Here is a 17,597-nt window from a genome sequence, read left to right as displayed (position 1 = left end):
TAATTGCATTATAGCATTCACTAAATATATAAATAAAAATGTACCAAAAATTATTTAAAAACTTTGAAAATGTAAAAAACTTAGGTGGTAAAGCGTGGGAACATGCAATAGCGGTTGATTTTTTTAATAGCAGTAATATAGAAGATTGTTCTATTCATTGCTTTCATTATCAACAAATGCTGGAATGTTTTTTTAAACATATTTTAGAAACTAAAAGCCCTATTGGTTCTTATTCTAGAACACATAAGCTCAACAAATTATTAGAGGAACTTATTTTCTTAACGCAATTTCAAACTGATAAATCGAAATATCGCGCTGATTTACTTGCTATTACGGTTTGTGCAGCCGAATATAGGTATAATTTTGATTTATATTGTGAAGCCTATTTTGAAAGCGTGGTTGTTTGTGATGAATTACTTACAGAACTTATTAAATTTGAAGCTGATGAAAAATAGCAATATTTGATACGTAACATAACTTAATAATATATCCCTTCCTATGTTAAAATATAACAATGAGTGACTATCCCTATCCCGGTTTACGCCCATTTCAACGCAGCGAAACAGACATATTTTTTGGACGTGAAGAACATACTGATCAATTATTAGAAAAATTGGGAGATACCCATTTTCTTGCTGTGGTTGGACCCTCTGGTTGTGGTAAATCTTCACTAGTGAGAACAGGGTTATTAGCAGGTTTAGAATCTGGCTTTCTTGCGACAGCAGGGGTACATTGGCGGATCGCAGATTTTCGCCCCGGTAATCGTCCTTTTTTTCATCTCGCCAAAGCCTTATTAGTTGATAAAGCTTTAGGCCCTGAATATAGTAAGCCTTTTCCTAATTTAACTGAAAGCTTAGCTTTTTTACAAGCACAACTACGCCGTGGTTCTCTTAGTCTGCATGAAATTTTAGCGGAAACACCATTACCAAAACAAACTAATTTATTATTATTAGTTGATCAATTTGAAGAAATATTCCGCTATGAATCAGCCGATGAAGCAGTATCATTTATAGCATTATTATTAGCCTGTTGTCAACATAATGCCATTTATGTTGTCATAACAATGCGTTCTGACTTTATTGGTGATAGCAGCTTATTTTACGATTTACCTGAAAAAATAGCTCAAGGGCTTTTTCTAACACCTCGCCTAACTCGTGAACAAATACATGATGCCATTACTGAACCAGCTCAGGTATTTGGTGGCAGCGTCGAACCAAGTTTAGTAAACCGTTTGCTAAATGAAATTGGTAATGATCCAGATCAATTACCAGTATTACAGCATAGCTTAATGAGAATGTGGGATTTAGCAAGTCATCACGATAATCCTACAATTAATTTAACTCATTATGAACAAATTGGTGGATTAAGCAAAGCTTTATCTAAACACGCTGATGAAGCTTATGCTGAAATTACTGATAAAAAAATAGCAAGAACATTATTCTGTAATTTAACTGAACGAGGAGAAGGCTATCGTGATATTCGTCGCCCAGTTAAATTACAAGATGTAGCAAATCAAGCACAAGTATCTTGGCAACAAGTTGCCGAAGTCGTTGAAACTTTTAGAAAATACAGCTTTTTAACCCCAGTTATAGGGCAAGAATTAGACGCTGATAGTATTTTAGATATAAGTCATGAAAGCATAATTCGCCAATGGCAACGTTTAACAAAATGGATTCAACAAGAAGCAGAAGCTGCTGAATTTTATAAGCGTTTAGAAGATAGTGCCCATCGCTGGAAGAACAAACAAGCTGATTTATTATCAGGTATTGAACTAGACATAGCTTTAGCATGGTGTCATCGTACTCAAGCAAATCAAGCATGGGCAAAACGTTATGGTGTCGAACAAGGTAAACATTTTGATTTAACTATAGATTTTTTAAAAACCAGCAAAACCAAAAGACAAGCACAACAAGATAAAAAACGCTTAAAAGCAGCAGCGGCAAGATGGACAATATCAGGATTTATAATTACTATAGCATTAGCTATTTGGGGAATTTCAGAGCGTCATCAAACTGCACAATTAGAACAAGATCGCAGATTCAGTTTATTTAACTCACAACTTACACATGCCGCTTTATTAGCTCATGGTGAAGATTATCTTACTGCCAAAACAGTTTTAAATAAAACCTACCAAATTGATCAAGATATTCCACCACAATATCAGCACTCTCGTAATTTACTTGCTTGGTTTAATCAATCAATGGGTGCTACACCTATACAAATTTATCAAGGCGCGAATACACAATTATTAACACTTGCTATTAGCCCTGACGGTAAAACCCTAGCAACTGCGGGTGAAAATGGTAGCATTGTATTATTTGATGTTAAGACTGGCAAACTGATTAAGCGTTTACAAAAACACACTAAAAATATTCAAGCCTTAGTTTTTCACTCTAAATTTTTAATTAGTGCTGGTGATGATCAACAAATTATATTTTGGTCATTATCAACTGCCAAAGCTAAAATGACATGGAAAGCCCCTGCTGAAGTTAATGCTTTAGCCATTAGTCCTAACGGGGATATTTTAGCCAGTGGTGGTGAAGATAATAATATCACCTTATGGAATATCAATACAGGTCAAATACTTACCAGTTTAAAAGGTCATAAACAAGCTATATCAACAAATGGTTTAGCATTTGCATCTAATGCTTATATCTTAGGTAGCACCTCTAATGATCATACAGCCCGTCTTTGGAATGTCACACCTGACGCTCAAATAACAGATCAAACAGTAAGTTTATTAGGACATACAGATATATTACAAGGAATAACTTTTAGCCCCGATGGAGATAAAGTAGCTACTAGTAGTGCTGATGGTAGTGTGCGTTTATGGGATGTCAAGACAGGCAAAGCCTTACGTGTTCTTATTGGACATACAAATACCGTATTTGGAGTACGTTTTCTGGCAAATGGAACCGACTTAATTACAGCCAGTCAAGATCGCACCTTACGGCTATGGGATATTGAAAGTGGTATTACTAAGCGCGTATTGCAGGGGCATACAGCTGGTGTCACAGATGTAATCGCTAAATCAGGGCAAATATTTAGTGCTAGTCATGATGGCAAAATAATGCGCTGGAATGCAACTATAGCCGATCAATATATACTGAACTTACCTACTGAACCAGCCTCTGCTGCAATTTCACCAGATGGAAAATATATCGCTATAGGCTTTGCTAATGGCGCACTGCATTGGTATTCCTTAGCTAATCTGAGTTTATTATGGCAAAATAACACCGCTCATAGTGATGATATACAACGAATAGTATTTAGTTCAGACGCTACTATGCTAGCCACTGCCAGCTTTGATAAAACCGCCAAATTATGGCAAGTGAATAATGATAGATTATATGAAAAACAAATATTTACCGGCCATAAAAAACCTATAAATTCTCTGGCATTATCGCCTGACAATAAAAATTTAGCCACTGCTAGTTATGATGGAACAATTGGTTTATTTAGGATTGGTAATCAAGAAAAACGCTTTCAACAAATACATACAAAACGTGTGTATTCAGTTCAATTCAATAATGATGGAAAACAGCTACTTACAAGCGGTAGAGACGCAAATATTCAAGGTGGTTATACACGTTTATGGCAAATAAACGACAATTTATCACTAAGATTAGCAAGAGAATTTCCCAAAATATCACATAGAATCTTATGGAGCAGCTTTAGCCCAAATAATCAATGGCTTGCAAGTGTTGGACGTGATTGGATTGTTAATATTTTTTCCAACAATAACAAACAGATACATAAACGCTTAATTGGACATGAAAACTCAATTTTACGAGCAATTTTTAGCCCTGATAACAAGCAAATCGTTACTGTGAGCGGTGATGCTACTGTGCGTTTTTGGGATTTAAATAATAATGAAGAACTATTCAAGCTACGCTTACCAAGTCAAATAGATCAGGCAGCAGCTTTGTGGGATTTTGATTTTCGTTGTACATCAAAGACTTGTTGGATCATCGTACCGCTTACTAATGGTAAATTAGTCCTTTATAAATTAGGAAAAATTTACTAATTTCCTCTAGCTGGAACAAATTTTGCCAAATAGGTTTTTAACATAAACGAGGAAAAGGCAAAAAGGCTGTATGATGAACAAAAAACACACTAATTCAATTTTATCTACATTGGTATTAACAGGCGTATTATTATCAAGCTTAATGTTTGCGCCAATTAGTGAAGCAAAAATAAAAGAATCACAATCTGAAAAAGAATATCAGCCCTTATTAGTACATTATCTTCCTTAAATTGATTGGCAACATTATTGCATTAAAAATTAACTAAGTTAAAAGAATTTATTTAAATTTTTTATCAAAAAAAAATGGCCCCTCCCCTCCCTCAAGGGAAAGAGCCGTTCCCGTCGAGTCGATCTAGGGGAAAATGATAAAAAGTTTATTCTATAACTATATTCATTAACTTGGTTATTCTCAGTTCTATTTAAGGAAAATTTATTATGTCTAATATAACAAATATTATCACAAAAAGCAAGAGTTTTATAATAGTCTTTTTATCAACAATGCTAGTTTTAGCACCTATTATAGGCGAAGCTAGTATGAGAGAATCTCAAACTAAGAAATACCAACTAAAACTACTTTATTCTCAATATAACAAAAATAAATCATATAGTTATAAAGGAAGAAAACGTTTTACGGCTCGTCAAAATAAATCAAATAAGTCTAACAAAGCTCGTCGTTAAACCAGATGAAAAATTTAATAATAATAAAAATATTTAGAACGGGTTAATGCCCGTTTTTTTTTCCATTCTCAAACCCCCTTCATCATGATATAATTCAAATATTTTTATATTAGCTTGATTAATTATTAACTATGACCAACCATAATATATGGATTAGTTAGTCAATTTGCCTTTATTTTGTCATATAATAATGACATTACTCCCATTTTTATAAAAAATAGAATCATTCATGCCAGTCTATGTACCTAATTGCAAGCACGATATCTTTGTGAGCTATGCCCATGTTGATAATGAGCCGCTCATTGATGGCGATCACGGTTGGGTTACTACCTTAATCAATAGTTTGAAAGTTCTTTTAGGTAAAAAACTAGGTAGTGCTGATGCCTTTTCCTTCTGGATGGATAGTAAATTACAAGGAAATAGCCCAGCAACCGCAGACATTGTTAAACAATTAGAAGGCGCAGCTACATTGTTATTAATTTTATCGCCTGCTTATATTCAGTCACAAAAGTGTATGTTGGAATTGAATATATTTTTGGCTCAAATTAAAGAAGTTAATAATCGTGTGTTTGTAGTCGAACATGATGTAGTTGAAGAAAAACCTGCGGGATTAGACGATTTACTTGGTTATAAATTTTGGCTCTTAGATGATTATGGTAATCCACGTATTTTAGCATTACCAAAACCTAATCCAGAAGAATATCAATACTATCAAAGACTTGATGACTTATCACGCCAACTTGCTAATCAACTAAAAATTTTAAAACAAGAATATGGAAACAAGCCTGTTAGTACTTCAGAAAAAACCATTTTTTTAGCAGAAGTAACGCAAGATTTAGAAGAACAGCGTCAAGATATTAAACGTTATCTTGAACAACAAGGTTTACAAATATTACCTAATAAAAAATATTCATTTCCTAATATTCAACAAGATTTAGACGAAGATTTAACTAAATCTAGTTTATTTGTGCAATTATTGAGTGATAAAAATACTCATGCTTATCCTCAATTTCAATATGAACGCGCAAAAAATGCTGATTTACCTATACTCCAATGGCGCAGCCCAACATTAGATCTAACTAAAATAGTTGATGACCCTAACTATTCTCAGCTTTTAGAAAGTAGTTCTGTAATAGCCATAGGATTTGTGGAATTTAAGGCAATGATCATTAAAAAATTAGAGCCAGAAAAAGAAAAGCCTAAATTTAATGATTCTATTAGCGATAGTTTAGTATTTATTAATGCAGCACTTGAAGATATACACTTAGCTAATCAAATAAAAGATTTTTTAGATGAACAAGGTATTGGTTATAGTATGCCGCTTGAAGATTTAACAGGTGTTAAAGCTTCAGAAATACGCCAATATTTGGAACAAAATTTACTTTCTTGTGATGCAGTATTATTGCTTTATGATAATACCTCAGTATATTGGGTAAATGAACAATTATTATATTGCCGCCGTATGCAAGGGCGACGGGATGAACCTTTAAAATTAATCGCGGTATATGATGTTCCATCATCAAAAAAGCCAAAGTTAAGCGTTAAATTACCCAATATGCAAGTATTCAATTATCCTTCAAATGAAATTGAAACTTGTGTATCCCAATTTTTGCAAATGTTAGAACAAAAATGAGCGATTTTCCTTATCCCGGCTTACGCCCGTTTCAACGCGATGAAACTGATATTTTTTTTGGACGTGAAGAGCATACAGATCAACTGATAGAAAAGCTTGGAAACACGCAATTTATAGCAGTCATTGGACCTTCAGGATATGGTAAATCTTCATTAGTACGAACTGGTTTATTAGCAGGATTAGAAACCGGTTTTCTTTCAGAAGCTGGAGTTCATTGGCGTATTGCGGAATGTCGTCCGGGCAATCGTCCATTTCTAAATTTAGCTCAAGCCTTATTAGCCGAAAAGGCTTTACCAGAATATGCCACTCCTTTCACAAGCCATAGCGAAAGTTTAGCTTTTTTACAAGCTGACTTACGTCGTGGTCCATTAAGTTTACAAGAACTAGTATTACCAGATAATACTAATTTATTAGTTTTAGTAGATCAGTTTGAAGAAATTTTTCGTTATTATCATCAAGGTGCAGCCGATGAAGCTGCTGCATTTGTAGCATTATTATTAGCTAGTTGTAAAAAAAATATATATGTAGTAATCACATTGCGATCTGATTTTTTAGCAGATTGTGCAATGTTTTATGATTTTCCAGAAGCTCTAAATCAAGGTTTATTTTTAACACCCCGTCTAACTCGCCAACAATTACATGACGCTATCGAAATTCCTGCTAAAGTATTTGGTGGAAATGTTGATCAGCATTTAGTAAATCGTTTACTTAATGATATAGGTAATAATCCTGATCAATTACCATTATTACAACATGCTTTGATGCGAATGTGGAATTTAGCTAGTGCGGAAAATTCAAAAAATTTGACAATTACGCATTATGAAAAAATTGGACGTTTAAATACTGTATTATCTAAACATGCTGAAGAAGCTTATGAGGAACTTAATCCTAATCAGCAAAAAATTGCAGAAATACTGTTTTGTAACTTAACCGAACGTGAAGATGGACATCGTGATACACGTCGCCCAGTTAAATTGCGTGAAATTGTTGAACAAGCAAATGCCTCATTGGAACAAATAACTAGTGTCGTAAATATATTTAGACAAAAAGGTCGTAGTTTTATTACTCTAACGCCAAATGGTTTATTAGATATTAGTCATGAAAGCTTAATTCGTCAATGGGAACGTTTAAAACAATGGATAGAGAAAGAAACAGAATTTGCGGAATTATATAAGCGTTTAGAAGATAGTGCTTATCGCTGGAACAAGCAACAGGCAGAATTATGGTCTGGAATTGAGTTAGAAATGGCTTTAGAATGGCGTCATCAGATGCTACCTACAGCAGCTTGGGCAAAACGTTATAGTAAGCATGGCATAGAATCTTTTGATTTAGCTATGCGTTTTTTAGATGAAAGTGATAAAACACAACAACAACTTGTTGCTATAGAACAAAAGGCTATTTTAGCACATAGAACTGCAAAAAGAGCTGTATTAGGCTTCATAGTAGCTATCGTCATAGCAGTGTGGGTTTATTTAGAACGTAACCAAGCTATAATTGCCGAAAAGAAAGCGATAGTAGCACAGCAACATGCTGAAAAAGTAGAACAAAATCGTACCAATAGCTTATTTAAATCTCTGTTAATTCATGCCGCACTGTTGGCTAGGGATGAAGATTATGCCAGTGCTAAACAAATTTTAAATGAAACTCGTGAATTAGATCCAGATATTGCTATAGAGCATCGCCATAGTCGTGATTTATTAACATGGTTTAGTAAATTGATGGGTGAAGCACCGATGCAAATATATCATGGTGCTGATGCACAATTATTAGCAGTAGCAGTAAGTGATGATGGTAAAATTATAGCCGCTGCTGGCGAAAGAGGTACTTTAGTTTTATTTGATACTGAAACCGGTAAATTATTAAAACGTTTACAAGGACATACCGAAAATGTACAAGCCATTGTATTTGTACCGAATACTCAAATTTTAGTAAGTGCTGGTAATGATAAGCACATTATTGCATGGTCATTAAAAACTGGTTTACCGCTGTTAGAATGGGAAGCACCAGAAATTGTTAGTTCTTTAGCAATCAGCCCCGATGGAAAATTATTAGCTAGTGGCGGTGAAGATAAGAATATTACTTTATGGAATCCAGAAAATGGTGAACAATTAAAAACTTTAACTGGGCATGAGCAAGCAATATCTACTAATAGTTTAGCTTTTAGCCCAAATGGTAAAATATTAGGTAGTGCATCTTATGATAATACAGCTCGTTTATGGTTTTTAGAGCAAGATAGATCCGTGACTTTAAAAGGGCATACTGATAAATTACAAGGCATTGCATTTAGCCCCAACGGTTTAACAGTAGCAACTTGTAGTGTTGATGCCAGTGTACGTTTATGGGATATAAAAACAGCAAAAACCTCCAGTGTTTTATTAGGTCATAAAAATAAAGTATTTGGATTAGACTTTATTAAAAATGGAAAATATTTAGTTACAGCAAGTCAAGATCGTACTTTAAGGATTTGGGATACTGAAAGTGGTGTGACTAAACGAGTTTTACAGGGTCATACAGCCGGTGTAACTGATATTATTGCTCAAACAGGACAAATATTTACTAGTAGTAACGATGGTAAAGTCATGCGTTGGCAATCAGCATTACCTTATCAATATATTATAGATTTACCTAGTGAACCGGCATCAGTTGCCATTTCACCAAATGGTAAGCGTCTGATAGTAGGTTTTGCGGATGGTACATTACGTTGGTATTCTCAACCCGACTTAAAATTATTATGGGAAGATATAGCTCATTTAGCAGATGTACAACGTCTTGCTTTTAATGCAGATGGTAGCTTATTAGTTTCAGTAAGTTTAGATGGTGGCGCGAAATTGTGGCAAATCAAAGATGATCATTTAAAAATGATCAAATTGTATGTAGATCATAAAGAAGCGATTAATGCTGTAGCTTTTTCCCCAGATAATACAAAGATTGTAACAGCCAGTTATGATGATAATCTTGGTATATTTGATCTAAATAGTAACAAAGTGAAATTTTATCAATCTGATCAACATGAAGATTTTAATTCAGTATCATTTAATAAAAGCGGTACCAAATTACTGACTGCCAGTGATCATCATATGCGTCTTTGGTCAGTAAATGATGGAACTTCACTGCAACTATTGCATCCATTCCCTAAAATGCCAGATATGATTATGTGGGCTGCATTAAGTCCAAATGGCAAATTAGCAGCAAGTGTGGGGCGAGATTGGCTAGTGCATGTCTATTCTACTACCAATACTCAATTCTATCATCTATTTGTTGGACATGAACAAACTATACATCGGGCTATTTTCACTCCTGATAGTCATCAATTAATAACAGCCAGTGGTGATGCAACTATACGTTTCTGGCATTTTATCAATGATGGAGAATTATTTTCATTACGACTTCCAAGCCAAGTTGAAGAAGGCGCACCCTTATGGGACTTTAATTTTCGATGTACACCAACGGGTTGTTGGTTAGCAGTGCCGCTAACACGCGGTAAATTAGTATTATATGAATTGGGGGATATTTATGAATGAAAAAAAATTACTAAATACGATTAGGCTTGAAAATATATTGTCTTATTCTACAGGGATGAAAACTTTAACATTTGAATCCCTGAATGTACTAATAGGTACTAATGCTTCAGGTAAATCTAATCTTATTGAGATAATATCATTATTGGCAGCAACACCAAATAATTTATTGATTCCCATTCGTCAAGGTGGCGGTATTATGGAATGGCTGTGGAAAGGTAGTGATAGTGCTTCACCCATTGCTTCAATTGATAGTTGTTGGCAAAATATTCAATATCAGCTATCATTTACATGCAGCGGTAATCGTTTTGAATTAGTCAATGAAATGGTTAAAGCCACTACAGATAATAACCCTTTAATTTATTATGCTTACCAAAATGGCTATCCCACCTTAAATATGTTGATTGACTCTGAACAGAATTTAAGAACAGAACGTCAATTGCAACGACAAGATGTTAGCATAGAACAATCTATTCTATCTCAACGGCGAGGTGCTGATCTCTATCCAGAATTAACACATCTTTCTAGTCAATTTAATCAAATCCGCTTTTATAGAGAATGGAATTTGGGACATTATGCGATAATGCGTATGCCACAAAAAGCTGATTTACCCAATGAGTTTTTGTTAGAAGATGCCAGTAATCTAGGCTTAGTTATAAATAATTTACAAAATAACCCCCAAGTAAAACAACAATTACTATCACTTTTACAAGAATTTTATGAATATATAGAAGATATTACCACTAAAACTGAAGGAAATACGATTCAAATTTTTTTTCATGAACGAGGGCTTAGACAACCAGTACCAGCAACGCGACTTTCAGATGGAACACTACGTTATCTCTGTCTATTAACTATTTTGTGTCATCCAAAGCCACCACCGCTGGTTTGTATTGAAGAACCAGAATTGGGTTTACATCCAGATATTTTACCAAGCATTGTACCCCTTTTGAAAGAATGTGCAGAGCGTACCCAATTGATTGTGACAACTCATTCTGATGTCATAGTAGATGCACTGACTGATATACCAGAATCTATCATTGTATGTGATAGAGACGAGAATGGAACTCACTTAAAACGCTTAAATCAAACAGAATTAGAAGTCTGGCTTCAAGAATATTCTTTAGCTGAACTTTGGCGTAGTGGTGAAATTGGAGGAAATAGGTGGTGAAAGTTCATATTTATGTTGAAGGTGGTGGAGATCAAAACTTAACTTTGACAAAATGTCGTCGTGGTTTTAGCCAGTTTTTCAAGAAAATAGTGCCAAGCGGCTACCAACCGAAAATTATAGCTTGTGGTTCACGTATGCAAGCATACAACCGCTTTTGTACAGCAATTGTGCAATACCGAGATGTTTTGTGTATATTGTTAGTTGATAGTGAAGCTCCAGTAGCTGATAATCATGGTTCATGGAGACATTTGAAAGTTATAGATAATTGGAACCCTCCATCTTCAGCAACTGATGACAATGCATATTTAATGGTTCAGTGTATGGAATCATGGTTTTTGGCAGATCGAAAAACATTAGCCGAATTTTATGGTCAAGGCTTCAATCTTAATGCTTTACCCAAACAACAGAACATTGAAAAAATTGCTAAAAATGATCTCAATCAAGGACTTGATGCCGCTACTCGGCACACTAAAACAAAAGGAAAATATCATAAAGTACGGCATGGTTTTGATATTTTAGCAAAAATTGATCCTCAGAAAGTAGCTCAAGTTTCAAAACATGCTAAACGCCTTTTTAATCTATTATCACAATAATTTATAAACAATGACTTACAAAAACGATATTTTCATCAGCTATGCCCATGTAGATAATGAACCTTTTCCGGGTGCGGATAAAGGCTGGGTAACAACATTTGTCAATGGCTTAAAAAATGAATTAGGCAGACAATTAGGAAGGTCTGACGCTTATAAATTATGGATGGATTATGATTTACGTGGTAATCAACCAGTTACCGCTGATATTGATAATCAATTAAGTAGCTGTGCGACTATAGTCTTAATTTTATCGCGCGGTTATTTAGCCTCATCATGGTGTGTATTAGAATTAAACACCTTTTTGGCTCAAGTTGGTAATGGTTCTGGACGAATTTTTATGGTTGAACATGATTTCGTGCCATTTGAAGAACGTCCACCAGAATTTAATGATTTATTAGGTTATCCTTTTTGGATCAAAAATCCAGATTCAGGTAGAATTCGTACTCTAGGGATTCCAAAACCTAATCCAGATCGAGAACCAGAATATTATCAAACTTTAAATGAATTAGCGCGAGATATAACTACCACCCTAAATAAGTTAAAAAGCGAAACCGATAAAGAACCAGAAACTGGTGGTTTAGCTGGGATGAAGAAAAAGCGTCTGGAAAATGAAAAACAGCGTATTGAAGGGGAATTAAAGCTCAAAAATAAAGAATATGAATCAGTTTTAACCTCAATGAGTAATCCACGTATTCCTCAGACTACCAAAACTAATTTGAATAACAAGTTAGATCAATTGGAAACTGAAATTGGGGCTTTAGAACCAGAATTGGAACAAATTAACAGTCAATTAAAGAAGTTTAGTTAGCAAGATTTCAAAAAAATCATTATAATAAAGAGTTATTCAAAAAAATTAGTAACTCAAGTAGTATGACTAACAGTTTTATTGATCCAGATACCGAAAGATTCACAGTGGCTATATTTATAGCAATTATTATACATGCTATAATAATTTATTTAGTTGGTTTTGAAATGCCAAAATCAACTAAACATCATACAACTACCACTATGGAAGTAATATTAATTCAAAAACGCACTGAAGATTCAGCACAAAACGCCGATTATTTAGCACAAGTATCTCATAAAGGTGGTGGTGATCAAGCTGAAGATGTACGCCCAGTGACTCCTACAATCGCACCTTTTCCAGCAAATTCTGCTGCAATTGTATATACTTCTCCATCACCGCAATTGGCACATAAAAAACCTAAAATTACAACTTTAACTACAACAGAATCTACACATAAAATTATACAAAATAATGATTATTCACAAAATTTGTTGAATACTAAAGATAACTTATCATTGTTAAATGCCAGTGCTATTAATATTGCCAGTATTCAAGCAGAATTAAATAATAAATTTGAACAATATAGTAAACGTCCATTTCATAAATTTATTAGTTCTAGTACTAAAATATATAAATATGCAAAATATATGGATACTTGGCGTAGAAAAGTTGAAACTGTTGGTAATTTAAACTATCCAGATAAAGCGCGTAGCAAAAAATTATCAGGTTATTTAATATTAGATGTTGCACTTAATTCTAATGGTACAATATATAAAGTTGAAATTAAACAAGCGTCACCGTATAAAATATTAGATGAAGCAGCATTACGTATTGTGCATCTTGCAGCACCATTTGAAGCTTTTCCAGAAAATATACAACAAGACACAGATATTTTACATATAACCCGTACTTGGGAGTTTCGTTACAATCATTTAAGGAGTAGATAAGATAATATAATTATGATAGAAACCAGTTATCTCACTAATCAATTTTTAATTGCTATGCCTGATTTCGATCATCCTGATTTTTTTCAAACAGTAATTTATATTTGTCAACATAATCAAGAAGGTGCAATGGGCATTATGATTAATCATCCATTAGAAATTGATTTAGGTGTAGTTTTTCAAAATATGGATATTGAAAGTCATGATTTATTAATCAATAATACTACTGTATTTGAAGGTGGACTAGTCGAACCAGAACGTGGTTTTGTTATTCATCAGTCTGATCAAAAATGGGATGTTATGATGAATATAAATAATGATTTTAGTCTAACTACCTCACGTGATATTGTCAATGCTATGGCAGATGGTACAGGACCTAAAAATGCCTTAATTGCACTTGGTTATTGTGGTTGGGGGGCAGGTCAATTAGAAGAAGAATTAGCAAATAATATTTGGCTGACGACTCCAGCTAATAAAAATGTTATTTTTGATACTCCACCAGCAAAACGTTGGCACGCTGCCGCTGCTTCTATTGGCATAGATATAAACTTATTATCAACTGAAGTAGGACATAGTTAATTATGTATATCATGAGTTTTGATTATGGTAAAAAACGGATTGGAATTGCAATCGGTCAAAATATCACTGCTACTGCTAGCCCTTTAGAAATAGTGACAACTAAAAATAATAAAATTAATTGGTCACGTATTGATTTCTTAATTAAAGAATGGCAACCCAATCAATTTGTGATTGGGTTGCCAAAATATGCAGATGGCTCAGATAATCCAGTAACAATAGCTGTTAAAAGTTTTATTAAAAAATTATCAGCGCGTTATCAATTACCAGTTCATACCATTGATGAAACTCTATCTTCAGTTGCTGCTGCTGAAAGAACTAAAAGTAATGAACTTTTAGATGCAGTTGCGGCTCAAATTATCCTTGAAACTTGGTTTAGCGAATGTCCATAAATCATATTGAAATGCTACTTTTTAGCATGGCGAACGAATTAAAACAACGATACACAAATCGTGATGAATTATTAATCGTAGGCATACAGACAGGTGGTGTCTGGGTAGCAGAACGTCTGCATAAGTTATTAGAGTTATCACAACCATTAGGAATATTAAATATTTCTTTCTATAGAGATGATTTTAGTAGTATTGGTTTACATCCTTATGTTGATCCAACCGCCTTACCACTTGAAGTAGATGATCGTCATATTATTTTAGTTGATGATGTTTTGCATACAGGACGTACAATACGAGCTGCTCTTAATGAAATCTTTGATTATGGTCGGCCTGCAAGTGTGACACTTGCTATATTGATAGATCGTAATGGACGAGAATTACCAATTCAACCAGATGTTCTAGGTTGTTCAATATCTTTAGAACAAGGCAAGCATATAAAATTATGTGGTCCCGACCCATTATCTTTAGAGATTCGTCCAAACTCATGAATTCCATTCAACTAAACAATCAAGGTCATCTTAAACATTTTTTAGATATAGAAGGTTTAAATCGTAAATTACTAATTGAGATATTAGATATTGCAGATTCATTTCTGAATATCGACACTAAAGCAGTAAAAAAAGTTCCATTACTACGTGGTAAAACAGTAGTTAATTTATTTTTTGAACCCAGTACTCGCACCCGCACTACTTTTGAATTGGCAGCTAAACGTCTATCAGCAGATGTGTTAAATTTTAATATCAATAACTCTTCCAGCAGTAAAGGTGAAACTTTAATTGATATGCTGCGTAATTTGGAAGCTATGCATTGTGATATGTTTGTAATTCGTCATAATGCCGGTGGAGCTGTAACTTTTATGGCGAAACATGTTGCACCTAACATTAGTATTATTAATGCTGGTGATGGTCAACATGCTCATCCAACTCAGGCAATGTTAGACATGTTTACTATTCGTCAAAATAAGAAAGATTTTGCGCCGCTATCAGTTGCGATTGTTGGTGATATTCTGCATTCACGAGTAGCACGCTCTAATATTCACGCTTTAAATATTTTAGGAGTTTCTGAAGTGCGTGTAGTTGCACCAAAAACTTTAATACCTACTGGTATAGAAACTTTCGGTGTAAAAGTTTTTAATGATTTAAAAAAAGGATTAGCTGGTGTAGATGTGATAATGATGTTGCGTCTGCAACGAGAACGTATGAAAAGTGCTTTACTACCTAGCCCCTATGAATATTTTCAATATTATGGCTTAACAGAATCAGCATTAAAAGTAGCTCATCCTGATGCAATTGTAATGCATCCCGGTCCGATTAATCGTGGAGTTGAAATTGACTCTCGCGTAGCTGATGGTCCACGTTCTGTTATTTTACAACAAGTTAATAATGGTGTAGCCATTAGGATGGCTGTAATGGCAATGAGCTTAGGTGCAATTCAATGGACACAATAAGCATTACTGAAGGACGGGTAATTGACCCCGCCGCGAACTTAGATTTAGTCACAGACTTACACATTGCTGATGGTAAAATCATTGCTATTGGCAAAGCTCCTAGTGATTTTACTGCCGCTAGAGAAATTAATGCAAAAAATAAAATTGTATGCCCCGGTTTCATAGATTTAAGTGTCAGATTACGAGAACCCGGAGAAGAATATAAAGCTACTATTATAAGCGAAACCGAGGCAGCAGCCAAAAATGGAATTACCACCGTTTGTTGCCCACCAGATACCGATCCAGTTATAGATTCACCAGCTATAGCTGAATTATTACAACAACGATCTGCAAAAACCGGTATGGCAAAAGTTTTACCCTTAGCAGCTTTAACCAAAGGCTTAAAAGGTGAACATTTAGCCGAAATGGGTATTTTAAAACAAGCTGGTTGTATTGCTGTCAGCGATGTACGACCAATTGTTAATACCAATGTATTACGTAATGCTTTAGACTATGCAGCAACCTGTGATTTAACAGTATTTTTACATCCTCTTGATCCTTGGTTAGGAAATTCAGGTTGCGCTCATGAAGGTATTGTCAGTACTCATTTAGGCTTAACAGCTATTCCAGAGCAGACTGAAACCATTGCTGTAGCTCGTAACTTATTATTAGTGGAAAACTCAGGTGTAAAGGCACATTTTTGCCGTTTATCTAGTGGCAAATCGGTAGAAATGATACAGCACGCCCAAGACAAAGGTTTAGCTGTAACAGCTGATGTTAATATTCATCATTTATTGTTAGCAGATACAGATATTCATCTCTATGATAGTCAATGTAAGCTTTGTCCACCTTTACGTAGTAGTTTAGACAAGCAAGCATTAGGTGAAGGATTAAAAAATAATACTATTAATGCTATCTGTTCTGATCATCAACCTCATGAAAAAGAAGCAAAATTAAGTCCATTTTCTATGGCATCGGCTGGTATTTCAGGTTTAGATACCTTATTACCACTGAGTTTGCGTTTTGCTGAACAGATGGAGATGGATTTCATTACAATCCTTAGTTATTTAACTGAAAAACCCGCAGCAATTTTAGGTATAGATGCCGGTACTTTACAAGTAGGTACAGTCGCTGACGTATGTATTTTTGACCCTAATAAAAATTGGAATTTAACTCAAGATACTATGTATAGTATGGGCAAAAATTCACCCTTTTTCAACCAAGAATTAAAAGCTAAAGTATATTTTACTATTATTAATGGAAAAGTAGTTTATGAGTATTTATAGACAAGCCCAATATTTATTAAATGCCCATAAATTATCTCAATTACCTGAAGATAAAGGAATTGAAGTAGCATTCGCAGGGCGTTCTAATGCTGGAAAATCTAGTGCTATTAACGCTATTACTGGGCAACGCGGCTTAGCACGTACCAGCAAAACACCCGGAAGAACTCAGCATATTGTATTGTTTACCCTTGATGAAGATCGGCGTTTAGTTGATTTGCCCGGCTATGGTTATGCTAAAGTACCTTTAGCGATGAAATTACATTGGCAAAAAACTTTAGAACGTTATTTGCATACACGTAAATGCTTACATGGCTTAATATTGATGATGGATATACGTCATCCATTAACCGAGTTTGATCAACATATGTTGAATTGGTGTAATCAATCTAATATGCCAGTACACATACTGCTAACTAAAGCAGATAAACTTAGTTATGGTAAAGCCATGATGGTGTTACAACAAGTACGTAAAAGCATAGCAGAAAATAATACTATTCAATTATTCTCTGCTCTAAAGCGTACTGGAATTGAAGAAGTACAAACACGCTTAAATGATTTTTTTTAAA

Annotated in this window: 16 protein-coding genes; all 16 read left to right on the top strand. The window is 34.3% G+C overall.

Annotated features, from left to right (window positions below; translation table 11 throughout):
- Positions 1-38: 38 nt before the first annotated feature.
- The 16 genes from BHU68_RS13995 to yihA all read left to right on the top strand — a co-directional run bounded on the left by BHU68_RS13995 (position 39) and on the right by yihA (position 17,596).
- Positions 39-455 carry a hypothetical protein gene (locus BHU68_RS13995; protein WP_069472648.1) on the top strand — a complete coding sequence of 139 codons (417 nt, stop codon included), beginning with the start codon at positions 39-41 and terminating at the stop codon, positions 453-455.
- Between the two features lie 59 nt (positions 456-514).
- Complete coding sequence (locus tag BHU68_RS13990) at positions 515-4,027, top strand: nSTAND1 domain-containing NTPase (protein WP_069472649.1); 3,513 nt, start codon at positions 515-517, stop codon at positions 4,025-4,027.
- Positions 4,028-4,100: 73 nt separating this feature from the next.
- Positions 4,101-4,256 carry a hypothetical protein gene (locus BHU68_RS17405; protein WP_171900412.1) on the top strand — a complete coding sequence of 52 codons (156 nt, stop codon included), beginning with the start codon at positions 4,101-4,103 and terminating at the stop codon, positions 4,254-4,256.
- A gap of 206 nt (positions 4,257-4,462) precedes the next feature.
- Positions 4,463-4,705: a hypothetical protein gene (locus BHU68_RS13985; protein WP_069472650.1), complete on the top strand. Its 243-nt coding sequence runs from the start codon at positions 4,463-4,465 to the stop codon at positions 4,703-4,705.
- Between the two features lie 229 nt (positions 4,706-4,934).
- Positions 4,935-6,338, top strand: coding sequence for a toll/interleukin-1 receptor domain-containing protein (locus BHU68_RS13980; protein WP_069472651.1), 1,404 nt, complete (start codon positions 4,935-4,937; stop codon positions 6,336-6,338).
- The gene (locus BHU68_RS13975; protein WP_069472652.1) at positions 6,335-9,859 is read left to right on the top strand and encodes an nSTAND1 domain-containing NTPase; all 3,525 of its coding nucleotides are present in this window, start codon (positions 6,335-6,337) and stop codon (positions 9,857-9,859) included. The genes BHU68_RS13980 and BHU68_RS13975 overlap by 4 nt, the downstream gene beginning before the upstream one ends.
- The gene (locus BHU68_RS13970) at positions 9,852-11,027 is read left to right on the top strand and encodes an AAA family ATPase (protein WP_069472717.1); all 1,176 of its coding nucleotides are present in this window, start codon (positions 9,852-9,854) and stop codon (positions 11,025-11,027) included. Before BHU68_RS13975 ends, BHU68_RS13970 begins: the two co-directional genes overlap by 8 nt.
- Positions 11,024-11,620 (top strand): DUF4276 family protein, encoded by a 597-nt coding sequence (locus BHU68_RS13965; protein ID WP_069472653.1) that lies wholly within the window; start codon positions 11,024-11,026, stop codon positions 11,618-11,620. Before BHU68_RS13970 ends, BHU68_RS13965 begins: the two co-directional genes overlap by 4 nt.
- Before the next feature lie 10 nt (positions 11,621-11,630).
- On the top strand, positions 11,631-12,428 hold the full coding sequence (locus BHU68_RS13960) for a toll/interleukin-1 receptor domain-containing protein (RefSeq protein ID WP_069472654.1): 798 nt from the start codon (positions 11,631-11,633) through the stop codon (positions 12,426-12,428).
- A gap of 62 nt (positions 12,429-12,490) precedes the next feature.
- On the top strand, positions 12,491-13,354 hold the full coding sequence (locus tag BHU68_RS13955) for an energy transducer TonB (RefSeq protein WP_069472655.1): 864 nt from the start codon (positions 12,491-12,493) through the stop codon (positions 13,352-13,354).
- A gap of 12 nt (positions 13,355-13,366) precedes the next feature.
- Positions 13,367-13,930 carry a YqgE/AlgH family protein gene (locus tag BHU68_RS13950; RefSeq protein ID WP_069472656.1) on the top strand — a complete coding sequence of 188 codons (564 nt, stop codon included), beginning with the start codon at positions 13,367-13,369 and terminating at the stop codon, positions 13,928-13,930.
- Between the two features lie 2 nt (positions 13,931-13,932).
- Entirely contained in the window at positions 13,933-14,319 is a 387-nt protein-coding gene (ruvX, locus tag BHU68_RS13945; RefSeq protein WP_069472657.1) for a Holliday junction resolvase RuvX, read from the top strand.
- Between the two features lie 26 nt (positions 14,320-14,345).
- Positions 14,346-14,807 carry a bifunctional pyr operon transcriptional regulator/uracil phosphoribosyltransferase PyrR gene (pyrR, locus tag BHU68_RS13940; protein ID WP_253180918.1) on the top strand — a complete coding sequence of 154 codons (462 nt, stop codon included), beginning with the start codon at positions 14,346-14,348 and terminating at the stop codon, positions 14,805-14,807.
- Entirely contained in the window at positions 14,804-15,766 is a 963-nt protein-coding gene (locus tag BHU68_RS13935; RefSeq protein ID WP_083234088.1) for an aspartate carbamoyltransferase catalytic subunit, read from the top strand. The genes pyrR and BHU68_RS13935 overlap by 4 nt, the downstream gene beginning before the upstream one ends.
- Positions 15,754-17,031, top strand: a complete 1,278-nt coding sequence (locus tag BHU68_RS13930) for a dihydroorotase (RefSeq protein ID WP_069472659.1) — start codon at positions 15,754-15,756, stop codon at positions 17,029-17,031. The genes BHU68_RS13935 and BHU68_RS13930 overlap by 13 nt, the downstream gene beginning before the upstream one ends.
- The gene (gene yihA, locus BHU68_RS13925; RefSeq protein WP_069472660.1) at positions 17,018-17,596 is read left to right on the top strand and encodes a ribosome biogenesis GTP-binding protein YihA/YsxC; all 579 of its coding nucleotides are present in this window, start codon (positions 17,018-17,020) and stop codon (positions 17,594-17,596) included. Before BHU68_RS13930 ends, yihA begins: the two co-directional genes overlap by 14 nt.
- Position 17,597 lies beyond the last annotated feature (1 nt).

Origin of the sequence: Candidatus Marithrix sp. Canyon 246, assembly GCF_001723685.1 — a bacterium.
In the GTDB taxonomy this organism is placed as follows: domain Bacteria; phylum Pseudomonadota; class Gammaproteobacteria; order Beggiatoales; family Beggiatoaceae; genus Marithrix.
This window is presented reverse-complemented; position numbering and strand designations above follow the sequence as displayed.

Excerpts from the sequence above, each read along its gene's own strand:
- BHU68_RS13980 (WP_069472651.1), top strand. The coding sequence starts at position 4,935 with ATGCCAGTCTATGTACCTAATTGCAAGCACGATATCTTTGTGAGCTAT.
- yihA (WP_069472660.1), top strand. The coding sequence starts at position 17,018 with ATGAGTATTTATAGACAAGCCCAATATTTATTAAATGCCCATAAATTA.
- BHU68_RS13985 (WP_069472650.1), top strand. The coding sequence starts at position 4,463 with ATGTCTAATATAACAAATATTATCACAAAAAGCAAGAGTTTTATAATA.
- BHU68_RS13970 (WP_069472717.1), top strand. The coding sequence starts at position 9,852 with ATGAATGAAAAAAAATTACTAAATACGATTAGGCTTGAAAATATATTG.
- BHU68_RS13950 (WP_069472656.1), top strand. The coding sequence starts at position 13,367 with ATGATAGAAACCAGTTATCTCACTAATCAATTTTTAATTGCTATGCCT.
- BHU68_RS13960 (WP_069472654.1), top strand. The coding sequence starts at position 11,631 with ATGACTTACAAAAACGATATTTTCATCAGCTATGCCCATGTAGATAAT.
- BHU68_RS13930 (WP_069472659.1), top strand. The coding sequence starts at position 15,754 with ATGGACACAATAAGCATTACTGAAGGACGGGTAATTGACCCCGCCGCG.
- BHU68_RS13955 (WP_069472655.1), top strand. The coding sequence starts at position 12,491 with ATGACTAACAGTTTTATTGATCCAGATACCGAAAGATTCACAGTGGCT.
- BHU68_RS17405 (WP_171900412.1), top strand. The coding sequence starts at position 4,101 with ATGAACAAAAAACACACTAATTCAATTTTATCTACATTGGTATTAACA.
- ruvX (WP_069472657.1), top strand. The coding sequence starts at position 13,933 with ATGTATATCATGAGTTTTGATTATGGTAAAAAACGGATTGGAATTGCA.
- BHU68_RS13995 (WP_069472648.1), top strand. The coding sequence starts at position 39 with ATGTACCAAAAATTATTTAAAAACTTTGAAAATGTAAAAAACTTAGGT.
- BHU68_RS13935 (WP_083234088.1), top strand. The coding sequence starts at position 14,804 with ATGAATTCCATTCAACTAAACAATCAAGGTCATCTTAAACATTTTTTA.
- BHU68_RS13975 (WP_069472652.1), top strand. The coding sequence starts at position 6,335 with ATGAGCGATTTTCCTTATCCCGGCTTACGCCCGTTTCAACGCGATGAA.
- pyrR (WP_253180918.1), top strand. The coding sequence starts at position 14,346 with ATGGCGAACGAATTAAAACAACGATACACAAATCGTGATGAATTATTA.
- BHU68_RS13990 (WP_069472649.1), top strand. The coding sequence starts at position 515 with ATGAGTGACTATCCCTATCCCGGTTTACGCCCATTTCAACGCAGCGAA.